The 18,450-nt window shown below is 40.0% G+C and carries 10 protein-coding genes; 2 read left to right on the plus strand and 8 right to left on the minus strand.

Going from position 1 to position 18,450, the window contains the following annotated elements:
* Position 1: 1 nt before the first annotated feature.
* Genes H5186_RS02390 through H5186_RS02415 form a run of 6 tightly spaced genes read right to left on the minus strand, consistent with a single transcriptional unit; the run spans position 2 to position 14,692 of the window.
* Entirely contained in the window at positions 2-4,342 is a 4,341-nt protein-coding gene (locus H5186_RS02390) for a hypothetical protein (protein WP_182739375.1), read from the minus strand.
* A complete protein-coding gene (locus tag H5186_RS02395; protein ID WP_182794076.1) occupies positions 4,327-5,097 on the minus strand; it encodes a hypothetical protein in 771 nt (256 codons plus the stop codon). The genes H5186_RS02390 and H5186_RS02395 overlap by 16 nt, the downstream gene beginning before the upstream one ends.
* Positions 5,081-7,354 (minus strand): hypothetical protein, encoded by a 2,274-nt coding sequence (locus H5186_RS02400; protein WP_182794077.1) that lies wholly within the window; start codon positions 7,352-7,354, stop codon positions 5,081-5,083. Before H5186_RS02400 ends, H5186_RS02395 begins: the two co-directional genes overlap by 17 nt.
* Positions 7,341-10,457 (minus strand): poly-gamma-glutamate biosynthesis protein PgsC/CapC, encoded by a 3,117-nt coding sequence (locus H5186_RS02405; RefSeq protein WP_182717068.1) that lies wholly within the window; start codon positions 10,455-10,457, stop codon positions 7,341-7,343. Before H5186_RS02405 ends, H5186_RS02400 begins: the two co-directional genes overlap by 14 nt.
* On the minus strand, positions 10,450-12,441 hold the full coding sequence (locus H5186_RS02410) for a hypothetical protein (protein ID WP_182794078.1): 1,992 nt from the start codon (positions 12,439-12,441) through the stop codon (positions 10,450-10,452). Before H5186_RS02410 ends, H5186_RS02405 begins: the two co-directional genes overlap by 8 nt.
* A 25-nt stretch (positions 12,442-12,466) precedes the next feature.
* The gene (locus tag H5186_RS02415) at positions 12,467-14,692 is read right to left on the minus strand and encodes a CapA family protein (RefSeq protein ID WP_220493209.1); all 2,226 of its coding nucleotides are present in this window, start codon (positions 14,690-14,692) and stop codon (positions 12,467-12,469) included.
* Between the two features lie 252 nt (positions 14,693-14,944).
* Between H5186_RS02415 and tyrR the strand changes: the two genes are divergently transcribed.
* On the plus strand, positions 14,945-16,501 hold the full coding sequence (gene tyrR, locus H5186_RS02420) for a transcriptional regulator TyrR (protein ID WP_149980819.1): 1,557 nt from the start codon (positions 14,945-14,947) through the stop codon (positions 16,499-16,501).
* Between the two features lie 27 nt (positions 16,502-16,528).
* Here the strand turns inward: tyrR and H5186_RS02425 are convergent, their stop codons facing one another.
* Positions 16,529-17,020 carry a hypothetical protein gene (locus tag H5186_RS02425; RefSeq protein ID WP_404674458.1) on the minus strand — a complete coding sequence of 164 codons (492 nt, stop codon included), beginning with the start codon at positions 17,018-17,020 and terminating at the stop codon, positions 16,529-16,531.
* Between the two features lie 108 nt (positions 17,021-17,128).
* On the opposite strand from H5186_RS02425, the gene H5186_RS02430 reads away from it, so the two are divergent.
* Complete coding sequence (locus tag H5186_RS02430; protein ID WP_182717070.1) at positions 17,129-17,665, plus strand: thioesterase family protein; 537 nt, start codon at positions 17,129-17,131, stop codon at positions 17,663-17,665.
* A 47-nt stretch (positions 17,666-17,712) separates the two neighbouring features.
* On the opposite strand, the gene H5186_RS02435 is transcribed toward H5186_RS02430, so the two are convergent.
* Entirely contained in the window at positions 17,713-18,366 is a 654-nt protein-coding gene (locus tag H5186_RS02435) for an OmpW family protein (protein ID WP_149980817.1), read from the minus strand.
* Positions 18,367-18,450: the final 84 nt, after the last annotated feature.

Genomic DNA, 18,450 nt, shown 5'->3' on the forward strand with positions numbered 1-18,450 from the left:
ATTAATTCTGCTCTAAAAAGTGATTGAGTTGCAGTGACTCAAAAATAATTTCGTCGTGAGAGAAAACACCAAAACCGGTGTCAGCTATATTGCCAGTCGAAAACTCGAGACTGATGTTATGGTCATTTCTAAACCAATCTTGGTCCCAACGTACTTTGATCCACCCTTGTGAAAAGTTACCTAATGGCAGCTGTTTTCGCCAACCTACACTGGTGATGTATTGCCATGTGCTATTAGGGCGATGTTTATCAGCAAACTTATAGTAACTGGTTAATCCGGCTTGGAAGATTTGCCCTTGATAATATTGATGCCAAGATGCGCCAAAACGCAAAATATCTAGGCTTGTCCAATCGGCATTGGACGTGCTGCCGGCGAGAAAATTAAAGTAACTATCAACCCACGGTTGATAGCGATATTGATATTCGCCTCGCCAACCATGCGGGTGATCTTCGCGATAAAAATTATAAATGTCTGAATTGAGTTTAGGATCAAATAAAAAGTCTTCAATATTAGCACTGCTGTAGCTGTAGAATGGACTTATTTGCCATTGATGACGATGACTTTCATCAATGCGCCAGATCTGACCAATCTGCACATAGGTATTAAATGCATATTGGCTGTCAGTGTCTGCTTGACTTGGTTGCCATGTGGTTTGCAAGGCGCTGTCGACGTACCAAGGACTGTCATGATCTTGCCAAGAATGATAGCCATCAATCGAAAATAGTTCGCTATCTTGTTCGCTCAAAGAGTAAGTAAGATCAAGACGATACCAATTCTCATCGTCACTTAATCGAAACCTAGCGCCAACATCCATACTATGACGAATAGGGACGTTTTCGCTAGATTCAAAAATACCTCGGCGGTCATAATTAATAAATGCTTGCCAGCTTAAGTCGTCTGGATGAAACTGTGCGACCTCAGTTTGCAGGGCACGCTGAGCAACGGGCAGTTGGTAAATTACGGTGTTTGCGAAGCTGTTTTGCTCGGCTTCAAAATTAGATATTTTATGATTGCTTTCACTCAATTGCCAAGTATATAAGCGAACGTGCTTGATGCTGTCGGTGCTGACTTCTATTTTTCCTGCTGGGTGGAAAAAGCTGCGTTCAAGGCGTTGTTCAAATTCACCAACAATACTGCTTGGGAGCATTTGCTCGAGCTTAACTAAGCGATCGGCTGGTAATTGTGCGATTAAATGCCGCTCTGGCAGAACAGTGTAAAATAACAAGTTATTGCTAAGCGGTAAGTCATACCAGCGACCATTACGGTACTCTTGTGCGCTGATTGTCATCATTTGTGATAAATAAGGATTAAGCCATTGCAACGAGAGCACATTATCGGTTAGCTCAGTTTTATTAAAACCAAATGCAGTTGGTTTATCAGGTTGTATTGACCAAACTTTTTCCGATGTGGCTAATTTTATTGCAACGTTCGCGACATTCCCTTGGGATAAGTCAGCCGCTGCAGATAACTCTGCGACCGAAAAATGAAAGTTTAAACGAATTTGTTCTGAGCGGGTTTGGCTCAAGTCAATATGTAAATCATGATGTGGGCGTAAGACTAATCCTTGCGTAAAACCGCCTTGGCTACTGGTACGCAGTAATTGGTCGCTATAGCTACTCTCATCTTGAGAATCCACAGCAATGAGTTGCGTGCCAGCAAAGTCAGTATAGTCTTGTAGAGGAACCCACTGGCCATAACTTTGTATACGTGAAAATAACTGCGCGAGTTGTGGAGGTAAGCTCAGGGCATTTACTTTCGCTAAAACTTGCGTGTACTCATTGGTGGTTAGCGTTTTATCCGCTAACTTAAATAAGGTATTATTCAATAACGTCTGCATGTTGATATCGGTGTCATATAGCAACGCCATAAATGGTGTTTGCCAAAAATAGCGGGTTGCCATATTTTGATAATTATACGTTGTCGTCAATGGCTGCGAGAGTATTTTATAGGAAATAAATGTTTGTTGATCACTATATAAGCGAACTGACTCACCAGCTTGTAATGTGATCAACGCGTCACTGGAGATCGACAGCGGTTGAGCATCATTGCGTAATAGGGTTTGCGAGTTAATATCAGAAAAAATTGGCAGTACAGTGTGTTGCGCTGATTTTGATGATTGCGATGTCTGTTGTGCAAACAACCAGCTCATTTTATATTGACCATTTTGAACACTGGTACTGCGCGCTCTTAGGGCAATTGTGAGTGGTTGGCTTTGCGCTTTGAATGTTACCGCTTGGCTTTTATTAACCACCAGTGCTTGTATTAACCCCGTTGGGCTGGCAAGCGTTTGCGTGCCTGGGTAATCAAGTTCGTAGCTGGGCTGTTGAATATCTGCTTCGCTGTAATCGCGCCAATTTAATTTTGCAAAGCTTGTTTGCAATGCCGCTTGATTAGGTAAGTCATGACTTAACCACAATGCGAGTAAGTTTTTTTGTTGTTTGATTGCAAGCGCAATCAAAATGTTCCTACATGGCGCTAATAAATCTAAAGCATTGGCACATAAACCTTGCAGTTTATAGTCTTGCTCTAATGTTTGATATTGTTGTATCAACTGATTGCCAGCATAGGATTTGATAGCCACTTCTTGGCTGCTTTTGTAGAGCCCTTCAAGGTAGCTTTTGGCTAAAGCGTCGCGCCCTTGCGCCATCAAAATAGTGAGACGCAATTGCCACGCTTTAATTGCAATATCTGTATTGGGCACGTTGACTAATTTTTTAATTAATTGCAGTGCCTGAAGTGGATGCTCTGCCATTAAATACTCAGCTTCACCGAGTTGATGTTGCCAATGCATAGTATCAGTGGAAGTTATTGCCGCAGTTTTTGTTTTCAGTGGTTTATAAGGGAGCAGTGCGGCAGTAAACTCATCACCGATTTGGCTAATTTGCTGGGCCAATAAGTTATGAATAAGATTACTTTTTTCTTTTAGCGTACCTGCTTGTGCATAGAGCAATTCATTATTTGGTAAATCTAGTAATTGATCACTTTGCATTACGTATTCAATTGGTTGGCGCTGTTGCTGAAGATTCTGAATGCTTAATTGAGTTGTTGTTAAAGGCACGTTTAACTCAAAAGCGGCAAAATTTTCGCTTTTTAGCAAGGTTAAATGCCATTTTAAGTTACCACTGCGAACTAACAATTGGCTATCGACACTGCTGCGCGCATGCAGTGTTATCGTCGTTCTCACGCGCTGTTTATTGTTTAGAGAAAATTGATGCTGTTGCTGGCCTAATTGATGTATTTGCGCATAGTGCTCTGATAGTACAGGGTAGCCAGTATCATCAACCATCCGCAGTCCGCTAAAGCTATCAAACTGCTTAAATTGACTATTAAAGTACGCTTTATCCTGCGACTTCGGAACAAGAAAATCGCGAGATGAAATTGTGCTAAGTAAATCTTGATAACGACGTTGCGAAAGTAATTCACCACTTTGATAAGGTGAATTGTTTAGCTGTGATAAGTCGTGTTGAGAGTAGATAGCACGCAGCGTGTTGTCTAAATTATTAACCCAATATGGTTGAAACAAACGTTCTTGTTGCTTATCCATTGCTTGATCATCAAAAATTGCTCTGTGATTTTGCTCAAGTTTAATATAAGCGTCTGTTTCACTACGTATAGTTAGGTATTCACCTTTATCTATTGCTAAGTAATCGGTATTGGCCAAACCAATGTGTTGGTCACTATACTCGCTGGCGCGACTGGCAATAACACCGAGCACACTGATCGGTTGCTCATTTACATAGGTATAGACTTTGCCGTTAATATCTTTATTTAGTAAATCTTTGCGCACAGTTAGTTTTAATTTTTTAGCGTGTTGAAAGTACAGTTTTACTTTTTCGCCCGCTTTAAAGTGATAATAATGCTCAATATTTTGACCATATTGTAAACGAGTTACCGCTCGTGGTAGCTTTACGGCGCGACGGAAGCTATCACGGTGACGGTTTGTTTCACCGACCATTGCCGTTAAGGTTACACCTTCATCAAGGTGATTGGTGATTTTTAAAATGCGGTTATATGATGCAATCGGTAACTGACACTTGGCTTGTTCACAGATAAAATCGCGACTCACATTGAGTCTCTGCTGGGCAAGGTGACTGGTCCCCGAGCTGTAAATAAACGAATTAAATGTTGTACTATCCAGCTCCAGCCATTGACCTTTTGCCAGCCAAAGATAACGACTTTGTTTAGCTTCAAAATACATCGCTTGCTGAGATTTATCTAAATGCACGTTAGGTGTCACATTTAGCCACATAGGCGAACTCAAAATATTGTCATTACTGGCTAAGCCGTGTGGGCTCAAAGTAAGCAATAGGCTGAAAATAATAGCAGTTATAGCGTAATGCATATTTTAAATTGACTCATCAAAGTAGGCTGTTGAACAAGTTTCGCGCGTAATATATCACTTAATTCAATATGGAAAAATTCGCCATTGCTTGGCAGAATTTTATTTAAAATATTTTTTGTGCCGCCAAGCTCTGTAACTTCTAACGGATATACATAACTGGCAAGTTGTAATTTGTCAGTTAAACACTGGCTTATTTGCTGTAATTTAGCTGTAGCTGGCTTGGCACCATGACTGATTATTACATCACTATTGCGTGCTTTTTTAGTGTGTCGTTTTTTTGGATCAAAGCCGTGTATCTGATAAATAACGAACTGATCGACTGTGTTGGCGTAGCTTTGAATAAACGCATTGGTAACACTGTAGTGGTATTTACCTAGATCACTTTTTTGTCCATCAGCTGCAAGTGTATTGCGATGTATGGTATTGGCTAAGAAAACCTGGCATTCAGTAAATAGAGCCATCGCAATAGGGTAGCTGTGTTTGTCAAAATAGCGGTGCGGAGCATAGGCAATACACTGACTGCCACTCGACTGGTATTTTATTTCTCCTGCTATAACGTGTTCATCTTTCGTTACTAAAGTTAACGCTGATGTTAGTTCGTTGTCTTGCGCCAAGTTTGTTTGCGTGCTCAGCCATTGCGCTAGTTGGGCTTTTGTAACCGCATAGGCACCATTTTGTGATGACGAACTAGCGTAACTTGCGCTAGTTAATAACAGTAATATTATCGCAAGTAAGCGTTTAGCTTGCATCATCATTCCACCACCTTATTTTTACTTCTTCGTTAGCGTACTCTTCTAATACTGCGATCCAGACGGTTTTATTGCTTGTAATGGTTAAACTGTTGAGCGCACGAACATCAGCATTGAGCTGTTGAGTAATTGCCGGGTAAGCAAATAGTTGACTGTCTTTTGGATGGATCAAAAAGGCATCACTTAAGCGGCTCGGCTGAAGTCCATAGCGCTTGTTTGCAATACTATAATCATGGGTTAAGCCACTTTGGTATTTAGCACGTTGAGCAATATCGAGGATAATGCTCTGCTCAGCATAATGGCTGTACGCTTTTAATACCACACTGTACGGGCGTTGCGTTGGATATGCTAATTTTAGTGGCGTATTTGCCGTAAGTTTATACAACCGTTGTTTAAGCCACGGGCGTTGCCCTTGCCAGTTTTGATAAATTTGTTGGGCATTTTTTTCAATACTTGCCAGTTGTTCAAAGTCAGTGTCTACTAAATTTACTTCTCTGGCTGTTTTGTTGTTTAGTTGATAAACCACACTGCCTGGATCTGTACTTGGCGCATTAGTCGCCGCTTGCAGCAGATGCTTATTTTGCAATGGTGCAAAGTTATAAGGGCTGGGCTCAGTAACTGGGGTAAAATATTTTGTTGGGCTATTGACCAATGCGACATTAGAGATCGGTAATTGTTTAAACAGCTCTCTTGATTGATAGAAACTGTCTTTAATTAGGATCTCTGGTGGCTCTTGGAAAACTCGGATATTGACGTAACTATCTTGTTCAGTAAAGTCGTAATGGTTATCAGCTTGTTGCTCATACCAAGCGGCAATATCATGAAAGTTTGGATCTTCAATACATTTCGTATGGCATACCGTACGTTGATAGTTAAACTGGCTATTACGTGATTTGACACGTACAAGAGTCGGTTGCTCAGTTGTAATTACCAATGCCGCTGCACGTTCGTTAAGACGTAAATAAAAGCTATTTGCTTTAGGGATTTTTTCTCGTTGTGTGGAATCTAGAATAACTCGATCAAATTCAGATAATTCATCGTCATAAGAAATAGTAAAGGTATCAATTGGCTGATTATTTTGATCATAAACAATCACAGTAGCATGACCTCGACTAGATGATCTGAGATCGATGTTAATATCGCTACTTCCTTCAAGTGTGAAGCGAGCATTTAATAAGTTACTTATTTGATAGTAACCATCTTGTGCGGTCGTTAACGGTTGTAGTGAGCTAAAAGACCAATTACTTAACAGTGGCTCGGTGCTGCATATAGTTACTAAACCAATATCTAATGGCTCGGTAATAAAGCTCAGTGGCTGCGCTGTATTTGCGCGATAAAGCACAGTATGTGGTGCAATAAACTGACTTAAATCATACCAAGTTAAATTGATTTCAGCTGATTTGTCCAGACTGAAAATAAGCGAATCTGGCTGTTTTAGTTCAATGCTCGCACACAGTGTCGCATCGGTGTAATAGTCATTTAAATTAAGTTGTTGCTGCGCAAAGTCATAAGTAACAACATTGTAGGGCAGCGTTTCATATAAAATGTCGGCTTTAAAGTCGATCCCAGGAATACCTTGTGGAGCAAGTTTTAGCCATGAATAGGTAACTGCATTGTTTATTTCTGTGGTTGATAACGCATTAACCCCAATACTGTGATATGCGCTGCTTCGCTCTCTTCGCTCTAATGGTAACTTGAGCCACGCGCTGTATTTATCATCATTATCGTTATGTGTTTTAGCATGGACTCGCACTACAACTCCCATAACTTGGCTATCTTCGCTAATTAACTTTAATGATACGCTGGTAACGTTCTTTAATTGTTCTGGGCTGATATAAAAAGATTGCCCAGATGAGACCTGTAAAGCTTGCCGATTTTCAATAATTTGCTTTATTTGTTGCTCATTGTCGGGAGGTGTTAGTTTTGACGCATGGTGATAGACATGACTACTAATTACTTGTTTTTTTTCATTTAAGAATGCGTATTCAATGGCATAGTTTATCGGTTTATCTAAATCCTGTGGTTCAGAAAATATCGCATTTGATAATACTCGGATCGAGTGTGTTCTAGTGCTAGAAAACGAAAAAATCAATGGTTTTTCAGTGCTTAGCCATTGAACGTTAGAGCGTGTCTCTTCATCCGAACGGCTAGTTATAGGTTCAGCTGACTGTATCCACAGATAAAAACTAAACAGCGCAAAACTAAGCCCAGTAAGTATTAGGAGCAATATGAGTATTTTTAAGAGTCGTTTAATAAATTGCATACGATCCCTCAATCATCATAGTGTTAAAACGGTTTTGGTCAGTGAGACGGTTTGTTATCGGATTAAAAATTGCCAACAGCTTACCTTTTTGTCTGATCGCGAGGGCATACTCTTGGCGGCCTTCAAATTCAATTGTTTGTAATTCACAGTTAGCGAATGGTTTACATAGTTGTGCCAGTGCCGTCAAGCGTTGCGTGCTGGCATAATGCTCAATCGTTTTTAAAAAATGACTTTGCTGCTGTGAACTTACAGCTTGCCAATTGGCAGGCGATAATGTGGTTATATTCATTACTTTAATTGTTGGTTGCGCTGAAATCGCGAGCAAGCGTTGTAAAAGACTTTGCTGGTTAACAGAAAATTGCTGTTTAAAATCAGATGCAAGCCACAGGGTTGCTAGTTCGCTGTGGGGAGCAAATATTTGATAGCCAGATTGCGGCGACGTACCAAGCTCTAAACCTCTTGTCGCGGTTTGGCCTTGCACAACTTGGTAATCAACAGCCAAATCTTGCAAACTGTGATTAAGTGTTTGTAAAAGATGCTGGTGGGCGTTATTTGATTGCGTATATTCAAAAGCTAGGGCGGTGGGTCTGATCCATGATGGTGCACTGTGACTACGAATTTGTAAGTTTAAAATGGCATTATTTTGTGCAAACCGTAAATAGCTTTGATGAACCACATTAAATAATGAATCAACATTATTGGGTAATAATACATTCGCTTGTGGATGCGCATAAGGATGGGCACCGGCGATCAGTAAATGCTCTGCCCGGCTATTTACAAATAGTTCAGTGGCAAACTTTAAGGTATTACTTTCAAATAATGGTCGCGGTACTTCAATATTAAGTTGGGTACTTGATGTCAGATTGATGACATAGAAACCTTGACCATAGGCTATTGCAGCCCCATCAACGAAAGGGGCGATAAGTAAAAAGCGACCTTGCGCGTTATTGAGTAATGTTAGCTGATAGCCCATTAGTCTGGCTGTGGCATTAATTTGATTTAGTTGATTGATTATATTCTCATCTACATCTTGATCCGTCAGCTTAGTTTTTAAACGGTATAGAGGGTGTAATATTTCAAATTCCCACAAGGCGGCTTGATTTGCCGTTAATGGTTTATAAGCGCCACTGCCTTTAGCGGTAATGTTGTCAGCAAATAGCTCAATCACTTCATTCAGGCTCTGCGTTGCATAGCTAATTGCGTTGTCATAGTTATTACTTTCATCACGAGATATGTTAGCTAATAACGTAGTGTAGTTATCACTATTTAAAAACACTTCAAACAGCTGGCCATTAAAATTTGCTGCAGGTAAAGAGCTATTGGTTGCTTGACCAAAAAAAGTCTCTTGATGTCCTAATAGCTGTTGGATCAAACGTTGGCTGAGTGAGCTTGGTAACTGATTGTAAATCCAATACTGACTTGTTGCGCCGACAGGGGTTTTGATTAACAAACGATTTGTGCGATTGTTAACTTCCCGTACTTGAAATAGTTGCTCAAGCCCCAGCGCTTCAATAAATGCTAAATAATAAGGACTTTGTTTATTATTATGAGTTAATTCCGTCGTTGGTGTAGCACTGGTACCAAATACTAAGGCACGACTGTCAAAGTGTGAAAATATAAGCCCCGCAGAGTCGCTCGCTAAACTTTCTGAAGTGGGAAATGGTACCGTGACTATGAAATCTGCGCTTGGTTTTCGAGAAATAACAAATAACCCGCGTTGCGAGGTTTTTCTAGCATCGCGAATGTAAATATAACTATCATCAAATTGCAATTGAAAATCAAGTTTAGCTAAGCGCTGTTTATTCAGCAGTAAGTTTTCTATTGAATTAGGGGCTTTATTAATTTCATAAATCGCTTGTTTAAAGTTATTTTTGTCCTGACTAGCTTGATAACTGCTGATGTCTAGTTGTCCTTTATTGCTCGTATAAAGGTAGCTTTTATATTCACTGATCTGTTGACCAAGAGCGCTGACTTTGTTTGTGCTTTGCAATTCTTTAATGTCAGTTGTAACAAATAAAGAAGGGATAAACATGATAATAAAGCCGATCACAATGGCTAACGCACCGCCTAGGATTGAAGTTTGAAAGGTGGCTCGGATCACTAAGCCTAGTGCGCTTTTTTGATATATTTTTAATGCTAAAAGCGTAGACAGCATATAACCAAAAGCAAAGGTATCGGTAACTTTTATTTCAGGGTAGTAGTGCACCACAAAATAATTTAAAAATAACTTATAGATAAAACCGATATTGAAGAAAAATAGCAATAATCTTGCACCTTCAATATTGGCATTACGTAACCGCGTAAAGTTTAATAGCGAAGCACCAATGATCAGTATAATGGCTGTTTCTGCAAAGGATGTGAGCAATTTAGTTGGCTGCATAAGCTGCAGCGCCAATAATGCGGGTAGCATAATGCCATTAAATTCCCAGCCATATTTAATATTGGCACGCGACGCAATAAACGCAGTGATCACCAAAATAATATAGGCTTTTGGTGCCGCTATAATTGATGCGGCAACCGCTTCATACATAATTGCTAAATTGGCGATGCTAAAGTTAGTCATTGGCATGAGTGCAAAACGAACTAATAAGAAAGTAATTAGTAGCTGAACAATGGTAACTTTCATGCCGTACTTAAAGCCACCATTCCACATCACGTTGGCAGTGAGGGCGATAATAACTAACCCCAGGGAATAAAGCTGTGATGAATAATCAAAGGTTATATCCCAACCGCTGAGCACGTTAGCAATCAATGGCCAAAACAAAGTATCCATGACTACACGCACTAAAATACTGATCAAGATAATGGCAAAAAAGCGGTCACGACCAAACATCTCGGCGTAGCCAAATCTTTGCATTACGTACTTAGCGCTAAAGAGCATTAAGCCATACACTACTACCGCTTCAATTAAGATAACGGCGGCTGAGGTTGGGCTAACAATAAGTAGTGGCACTAAATAACCAGGCACAACAAGCCCAGTAAGCGGAAAACCAAATCGTAAATTTAACAAACAAACAACAGTAATGCCTATCCATACAGTGGTGATCACCGATTGACCTAAGCCACCACCTGCTGGAAACAATTGTAAAATAAAATCACCCACTAGTTGATGGCTCCATCAAGTTTTGAGCGTAAAATTGCTGTTGTTTGCATAATGAATCACACAGTTGTTTGCTGTTGGGCATTTGCTCAATAAAAAACGCAATATCAATAAACTCAAATAAAATACCTGAAACCTGAAATGGCTCGCCAGATGCATTTTGTAGATGACTTGCATCCATTGCTCGAACATTGAGTATATAGGTATTTTCATCAAGCTTAGCTTGAAGATAAATATCGCCTTTTTGTAAGGTGATAAAGCGTAATTTACCTTTCGCGGTTTCAGTATCTAAATCAGTAACTAAGCAGAGCAAATCCAATGCTGTCATATCAAAAATAGAGAATTGATGCTGCGCAGCTAGTTTTTCTAACGATTTGTTTATTTGCACCACTTGACCAAATAAATTAAATAATACAGTCGCAGAGCGAACATTATTAAACACATGCTCTAAGGTCGTTAGCTTTTGTTCCATTTCCGCTATCGACGTTTTCACTTGCTGGCTGAGCGGTTCTTGTAATTTCAAAGTGAGTAGTTGAGATAGGGCGCTATCATTAGCATTATTTTGTGATTCAATAATTCGATAATGGAACAGTAATTCACCCACTTGTCCGGCAAAGGCATTTACATTGCGCTCAAATGCTTGTTTGTTAAATTGTGCATCAGGCATTACTGTCATTGCCCAAAAACCACGCACATCACCGGCATAGATAAATGGCACGATATATTGCAGCTCACCGTCACTTAGCTCATTAAAAAATGGGCGCAAAATTGGCACAACACCAAATTCTTTTAAAGCATCTGAATATGGCGCGCGCTTATAATCGCGGCGCATTTCTTTAATATCACTAAGGTGGCAATTGACGGCTCTTATTTCGGTTAGTCGGTGATCGCCTTCTTTACGCGCTAAAAATATCGATTTATTCAAAGCAAGTTGTTGAGTTACCAAGCGAATAATCGCATCCCAAGGCGAGCTTTGAGAAATAAATGACTTTGGTAAATAGCGCCCAGCCATTTTCTGTTGAATATTCCCAATTAGGCTAGTGAGCTCCCTGTCTTCGTTGAGTTTTCTAACCAATATTACCCACACTAGTGTAATAAAGGTAAAAATGGTCATCTGGCCAACGGGTAAAAATAAATGCTGAAACACTAAAATAAAATACCCTAAGCCAAACCAACATATACTTGTTAGCACTGCAATTACGATACTGTAACTAATTGATAATTTTTGAAAAGCGAACAGCAGTAGTAAAGAAATACTAAGCAGCAGTAGGGTGCTTTGCCATAGTGTCAGTAGCGATATGCTGCTTTGCTTATCAAGTGTATCGGCAATATAAGCAGTAAGTAATAAATAGTTTGATGTCTGGGTTAATTTAGGCGCATTAAGTTTTACCCCTAAACCAGCATTATGTTGACCGAGAATAATGATTTTGTTTTGTAACTGGCTGGCCATAATGTCCATTGTCATCAGCCGTTCAGCTGAAAACTTTGGCAGTGCAGAAGGGGCTAAAGCGAAGTTAAGCAATACACTTTTGCTACTATCAAGGTCGTTAAACAGTGTCGGCCAAATTGCCAGACATGAGCTGTCAGCCATAGCGGCTAATTCAACATTGTAGCCAGACCAATCGTTTATATGTGGTAGGCAGTAGTCATTTTTAGGGTGTGGGTAAAAAACAGTGTTTTGTGCCATGTCCGTCAAGGTTTTATTTACTGTTAGTTGTTCATTAGCAAAAACCAATACTGCTTTTGGTTGATAGCTTAATAGTTGTTGTACTAGTTCATTATGTTCGCGACTTAAATGCTCACTTTCAATGATCACAACATTGCTTTGCTGGCTTTGTGTAAGATTTGCTAAACGGCTATAGAAAAAGGCATTTGATGAATTAAACAGTGATAATGAATTTGAGATCACCACAATGATAAACAGGCAAATAGTAAGCCAAAAAGAACGCTGGCGTTTAAGTAAAAAAAACTGTTGTTTAAAAGCCACGATTAGCTCCAAAATAGAATAGAGATTAATTAAAGGTGCTATACGTTAGTTTAAACGTAACAGAAGACGTTGCATTTAAACGTAAAAAGTCAAATCCATGGATTTTATCCGTGCGCCACATCGTATCAGTGAAGTTTACTTTTTGTTGCCATGAAATCATTGCCATATCATCCAACGCCAAGCTTGCTTCGCCACTATTTGGCGCAAAGTGACGCAAGGTAACTTTAATACCGCGCGGTGGTAACTGTTCTGGGCCAAGTGTTAAGTCGTCAGAAGGCAGTGAAAAGTCATAGTTTAAGGCTTGCCAGTCATGGTTACCAGCCGGTTCAATATCGACCAATTGAGTAGAAAATTCAAGGCCATCCTCAGCGGTGGTATAAACTATTTTTGCGTCTAGTTTTCCGGCGTTTTCAGCTTTACTGTAACCAAACAAACTAAACTCCTTGAAGACATCAATTGAGCCATCATCATTAGGTAATTCCATTGCACGAATGGTTTGTCTAAATGGGAGCAGCGATGGCGTGTTATCAAACTGGGTGCGAGCAGAGCATAAGCCTTGCGCGCCTGAACGAGCACCACTTAAGCAAGGCGTTACGCTGTCGCCGGTGTGATCCCAACGAGCAACTTCTAGTTGTTCATCATCGTTATCCCAATCTTCAAAGTCACCGAAAATCATTAAATCGCGCCCTAAAGTGACATCACTTGGCGATCCGTCAATAATTTCAAGTTTAGATAAAAATGCTTTTGTTGATGGAGCAAAGTTGCGTAAATCTAGAATGCTTTGATTTGGGGTAACTGTAACTGTTTCCGTGTGCTGAGAAACAGTCGCTTGATCTGCGGTGAAAAATACATCGGCATAACCATCTCGTGGGATCAAGGTAATGTTATTATCAGAAAACTCAGCCAGACGTCGTAATAAATAATCACTCAAAAAACCATTGGTAAATTTAGGCTGATACCCTTCAACATAAATAGGGTAAGCAAAAGCGCGCTTCGTCATAGGAGATGCATCTTTGTCTACATTTACTAACACCGCAACACCAAGCAGCGTTTCTAAGCGGTCTTGGTCAAACACAAAATTGCCTAAGCCTAAAATGGCAGGTACGCCATTAAAAACTGCAAAGCCTTGGGCAATATGCGGATGATGAGCAACTAATAAATTGGTTTGTTGTTTGGATAAAGAATTAAACCTGCCTTTAATGTAACCGCTGGGTTGATAAGTGTATTCATCACCACCATGCATTTGGGCAATTACATAATCACTATTTTGCACTGCATCATTAAGATAGTTGGAGACTAATTCTGTTTCTGTTAAATCTGCGGCACCGCCTTTTGTGGCATCGGTAACATAGGTAATTGCATGTTCTTTACCTGTAATGGAGGTCGCTGAAAAAAGTCCTAACGTGAGTGTTCCCACATCCATGAACTTTGCTTGGTAAGCACTGGCTATGTTTTTCCCTGCGCCACTGTGAGCAAGGCCAGCGCTATCTACTTCAAGCAAAGTATCATTGAGGCCATCTTCTAAAAAGTCATACACATGATTATTTCCTAGTGCGACGTAATCAATACCAATGGCTTTGATCCCATCTAGCGTCTCAGGTAATGAAAAAAAGCTAAACTCTTTTGTTGGATGTGCTGCTTCAGGACTACTTGTTATCGGTGTCTCTAAGTTTACTGATGAAAAATCAGCAGCTTGAAAAAATGGTGCGACAAAATGTGTTAATGCTTGAGCATTTTCACTGGCTGTTGCTGGACGAATAAGTGCCCCTGCGACATCAGGGATCGCAGCCGTCATAGTTGCCAAAGAGGGATCTAAAAAGCGTCGTGCAAACATAGTATCGCCAGCAAATAGCAGGCTAACCGAGTTACTACTCTTAGCTGTTAGGGTCAGCTGTTGCTGAGCGTTATCAGCAGTAATTTTGACTGTAGCGACAGCTGGGAAGTAACTTTCATCAGCGATCATTAACCGATGGTTACCTGTTGTAATACCTGAGTAATTAATTTGCCCACTGGCATTTGTTTGATACTGCTGTCCTGCAAACTCAACCATGATGCCAGCCACACTATTAGCTTGCTGATCGGTTATTGTGATTACACCATTAAACGTTTTTTTTAAATAATCATCGCGCAGTTGTGCATCGCTCTTTTGGGCTTGTGTTTCGCCTGTATCATAGGGGTCTTCAACCTTACAGCCAGCGATAATTAGGGCTAAGCAGAGAATAGAAAAGAGTTTATATTTTTTAATTTTCAAACAAGCCTCGTTATCACTGTAGTTACATTTTTTAATATGTTTTCATTATACGGATTTTTTGTGGAAATGATATTAGCCAAGTATTTGAATTTTTCTAATATCATTCATACTAAATTATAGTCAGTTGCCATAAAAAGTCTTTGCAATAATGGTTAGTATCATTTGTCCAAAAATCTTTACAATAGACTACCCAGCGATGGGTAGTTAGCGTATTATTTGCGACATAGTAGGTTTTCTCTTTTTGAGGGTGAAATGCGTTTAGATATCCATTGTGCAGACCGCATCGGTATTGCTCAAGAAATACTCAATATTTTAGTCAACTATCGCGTTGATTTAAAAGGTATTGAAGTTGATTCAATTAACTGTCGTATGTATGTGAGTTTTCCACCGATTGAATTTGAGCAGTTTCAAAAAATCATGCCCTCAATTCGATTAATTGATGGTGTGCAGGATGTACGTACCACCGCTTTTTTACCTTCTGAGCGTGAGCATAATGAGCTCAACACATTGTTGCGTGCGCTACCAGATGGTGTGATCTCAATTGATGCCAAAGGTTGGGTAAGGCTTTGCAACGATGCTGCATGTAAAGACTTACAGTTAACTGAAAAAGAAGTTATTGGTTCAAATATTAATAATCTATTGAAAGGCTTTAACTTTACCCGTTGGTTAGAAGGCAAAGAAGTACTGGGACAAACAACCCGGGTTGAGGTGGCTGGTGAAGATTTTATCGCGGATATCTTGCCAATCGCAGTACCACAAGGCAACGAAGGTGATGTATTAGCCGGTGCGGTGATCAACATCAAATCACAAAGCCGTTTAGGTCAGCAGGTAAGTGCGTTTCGTCGTTATGGTCAAGAAAGCTTTGCAACTATTCACAACTTTAGCACTGCGATGCGTCGTGTGGTTCGTGAAGCGCGTAAAATGGCGCAACTTGAAGCTCCGATACTTATCACTGGTGAAACCGGTACCGGCAAAGAGTTACTGGCACGCGCTTGTCACTATGCATCTAATCGTTCTGTGAAACCTTTTATCGCTTTATCGTGCGCTTCACTGCCTGATGATGTTGCTGAGTCTGAATTATTTGGTTATGCCGGTTATGAAGAAAATGCAGCGCCAAAACGCGGCGTATTAGAGCAAGCGGATGGTGGCACGGTATTTTTAGATGAAGTGGGTGAAATGTCTACCCAACTTCAAACTAAGTTACTGCGCTTTTTACAAGATGGGACATTTCGCAAAGTTGGCGATGAGAACGAAGTAAAAGTAAATGTACGCATTATCGCCGCCACGCAAAAAGATTTACCCGCGATGGTACAAGAGGGTACGTTTAGAGAAGATTTATATTATCGGATCAATGTACTGACTTTAGAAATTGCTCCATTACGTGATCGTAAAGCTGATGTAGGGCCACTTGCAGAACATTTTATTCAAAAATATGCGCAGCAAAATGGTCATGCAATTCCGGAACTATCTGCAGAATGTTTGTCGTTTTTACAAGATTATCCTTGGCCGGGCAATGTCCGCCAATTAGAAAATGCGATATACCGTGCGGTCTCGTTATTAGATGATAACGAGCTGCGTGTTGAGCATTTACAATTACCTACATTTACCCATGATTTAGGGTACTTGGAGTCTGATTTTGAGGGCTCGCTCGATCAAGCTGTAAAGCGTTTTGAGGCTACATTATTACGTAAGTTGTACCCTGCTTACCCAAGTTCGAGACAGTTGGCTAAGCGTTTAGGGTTAAGTCATACCGCAGTTGCAAATAAGCTACGTGATTACGGCATTAATCGTAAAACGGTAAAAGTGTAAACTGACTCAAATCAACAGTGTTGGGTACTATTGCTTAGTACCCATATCTTTGGTTACACCGTCAATAGCGACAGTATCGATACCCTCAGCGGTGAACTTAATTAAGATACTGATGTTATTACGGGCAAAAAAGTAATCTTTGTTATCTAAACTGATAACATAATCCCCTTTTACCGCGCCTTTATATTGACGTTTTTCAAGTTTGATTGTGTGTTCGCCAATTTCCCAGCTGAATCCTTCAATAAAGCCATTATTAAATTCTTGCACCCACACTTGTTGCTCGTCTTTTGCTAAAGTAATAGCAATGGAATAGGATTCAGGTAATTGCATATCATAGCTTTTTTTACCTATAGTAAACTTGCTATTTTGTTGCTGCCAAGCAAACCCAAATTGAAACGGCTTTTCAACCCCAGTTGGATAACGTACGTTTCCTTCGCCTGGATAGTTAAAGTCGGCCATCGCGCTGGTACTCATCAATGCTAATACCACACTTAAATAAGAAACTGATTTTTTCATCATTTTTCTACTATTATTTATAATCAGAGAATTTCAGAGTAGAGCAGAATATTCTCCAATGCAATACGCTATGCTACACTCACAAAATTGTTAACTGGTAAGACCTTTATTGTGAACTTATATTTTCGTCTTTTATTATTATTTTTTAAAATCAAACGTAACCGTGATTATCAATCATTGTTAGACACTGTGGATATAGATTACAAAGCGCTGCCAAGTGATTGTGATATTAATTTACATCTTACTAACTCTCGTTATTTAGCAATGATGGATTTAGCTCGCACTTGGATGACTGAGCGAGTTGGCTTGCTTGAAACGATTATGAAAAAACGTTGGTTTCCTATCGTTAACGCCACGGCCATTACTTATATTCGTGATATTAAGCCAATGCAACGCTATACCATTAGCACGCGCTTAGTGGGTTGGGATCATAAGTATTTTTATATTGAGCAAAAATTTCATTCCGAGCGTGGCTTGCATGCGATCGCCTATGTAAGAGGTGTGTTTAAGCGCAAGCGAGGTGTCGTCAGCGTAGAAGAAATGCTAGAGGCGGTAAACTTCGACGGTGTTGTGCCTATATTACCAGCGGAAATTATACACTGGAAAGAAATGTTAGAGCAGAAAAAAATAACAAATCTTCCCAGCTGATTTTACACACACAGATAAAAAGGCCATCAGGCCTTTTTAGAGCATGCTTAAAAAGCGTATTTAACCCCTAACATGGCAACTACAGGGTCAATTTTTACTGTTGAAGTGAGGGCTTGCTTGCCACCGGCATACACAGTTGCATCGGTTTCAATATCCATGATTGATACCATTGCGTGTACGCCCCAGTTTTGATCTAGCATGTAATTGAAGCCTGCTTGGGCTACAAAACCAAATGAATTATCAAGCTTGACTTCAACGTTATCGGTACCCAGTACTGTTTTTAGTGCAGCTGAAGGTTGCTCATCAAAAAACACTGTGTAGTTAATACCCACACCAACGAACGGACGAAATGCTGAAGTGCTTTCTAAAAAGTGATACTGAGCGATTAGTGACGGCGGTAATTGCTTAATATCTGCTATTTTATTGCCAGCTAAACCACCTGCGCCATTAACTTCATGAGAAAAGGGTGTTGCAGCAACCAATTCTAGAACCCACTGATCGTTAAATGCATAGTCAACTGTAATACCTAGTTGTGTATCCGAGCTACCTTTTAAGCCTAAACTTGGATCTTCATTGATCGCTGAGCTGCTATTGTCAGGGTTAACATTAATAGCACCGACATTAACGCTTAAGTTTGCACTCGCGAAAGGAGACGCGATTAAAAGTGAGGTGAGTAACGCTGCGCTAAGTTGTTTTTTCATGCTGTTCTCCGAGAACTACTTTTTTGAATTGACGCTATTATCAGCCAAAAAAAAAATATAAAACTGTTCTAGATCAAGCTTTAT

Origin of the sequence: Pseudoalteromonas sp. SG41-2 (assembly GCF_014164535.1) — a bacterium.
Lineage (GTDB): Bacteria > Pseudomonadota > Gammaproteobacteria > Enterobacterales > Alteromonadaceae > Pseudoalteromonas > Pseudoalteromonas rhizosphaerae.

Bases quoted from the DNA above. Each gene is read 5' to 3' on its own strand.
- H5186_RS02390 (WP_182739375.1), bottom strand. From the start codon at position 4,342: ATGCATTACGCTATAACTGCTATTATTTTCAGCCTATTGCTTACTTTG.
- H5186_RS02395 (WP_182794076.1), bottom strand. From the start codon at position 5,097: ATGATGATGCAAGCTAAACGCTTACTTGCGATAATATTACTGTTATTA.
- H5186_RS02400 (WP_182794077.1), bottom strand. From the start codon at position 7,354: ATGCAATTTATTAAACGACTCTTAAAAATACTCATATTGCTCCTAATA.
- tyrR (WP_149980819.1), top strand. From the start codon at position 14,945: ATGCGTTTAGATATCCATTGTGCAGACCGCATCGGTATTGCTCAAGAA.
- H5186_RS02425 (WP_404674458.1), bottom strand. From the start codon at position 17,020: ATGATGAAAAAATCAGTTTCTTATTTAAGTGTGGTATTAGCATTGATG.
- H5186_RS02435 (WP_149980817.1), bottom strand. From the start codon at position 18,366: ATGAAAAAACAACTTAGCGCAGCGTTACTCACCTCACTTTTAATCGCG.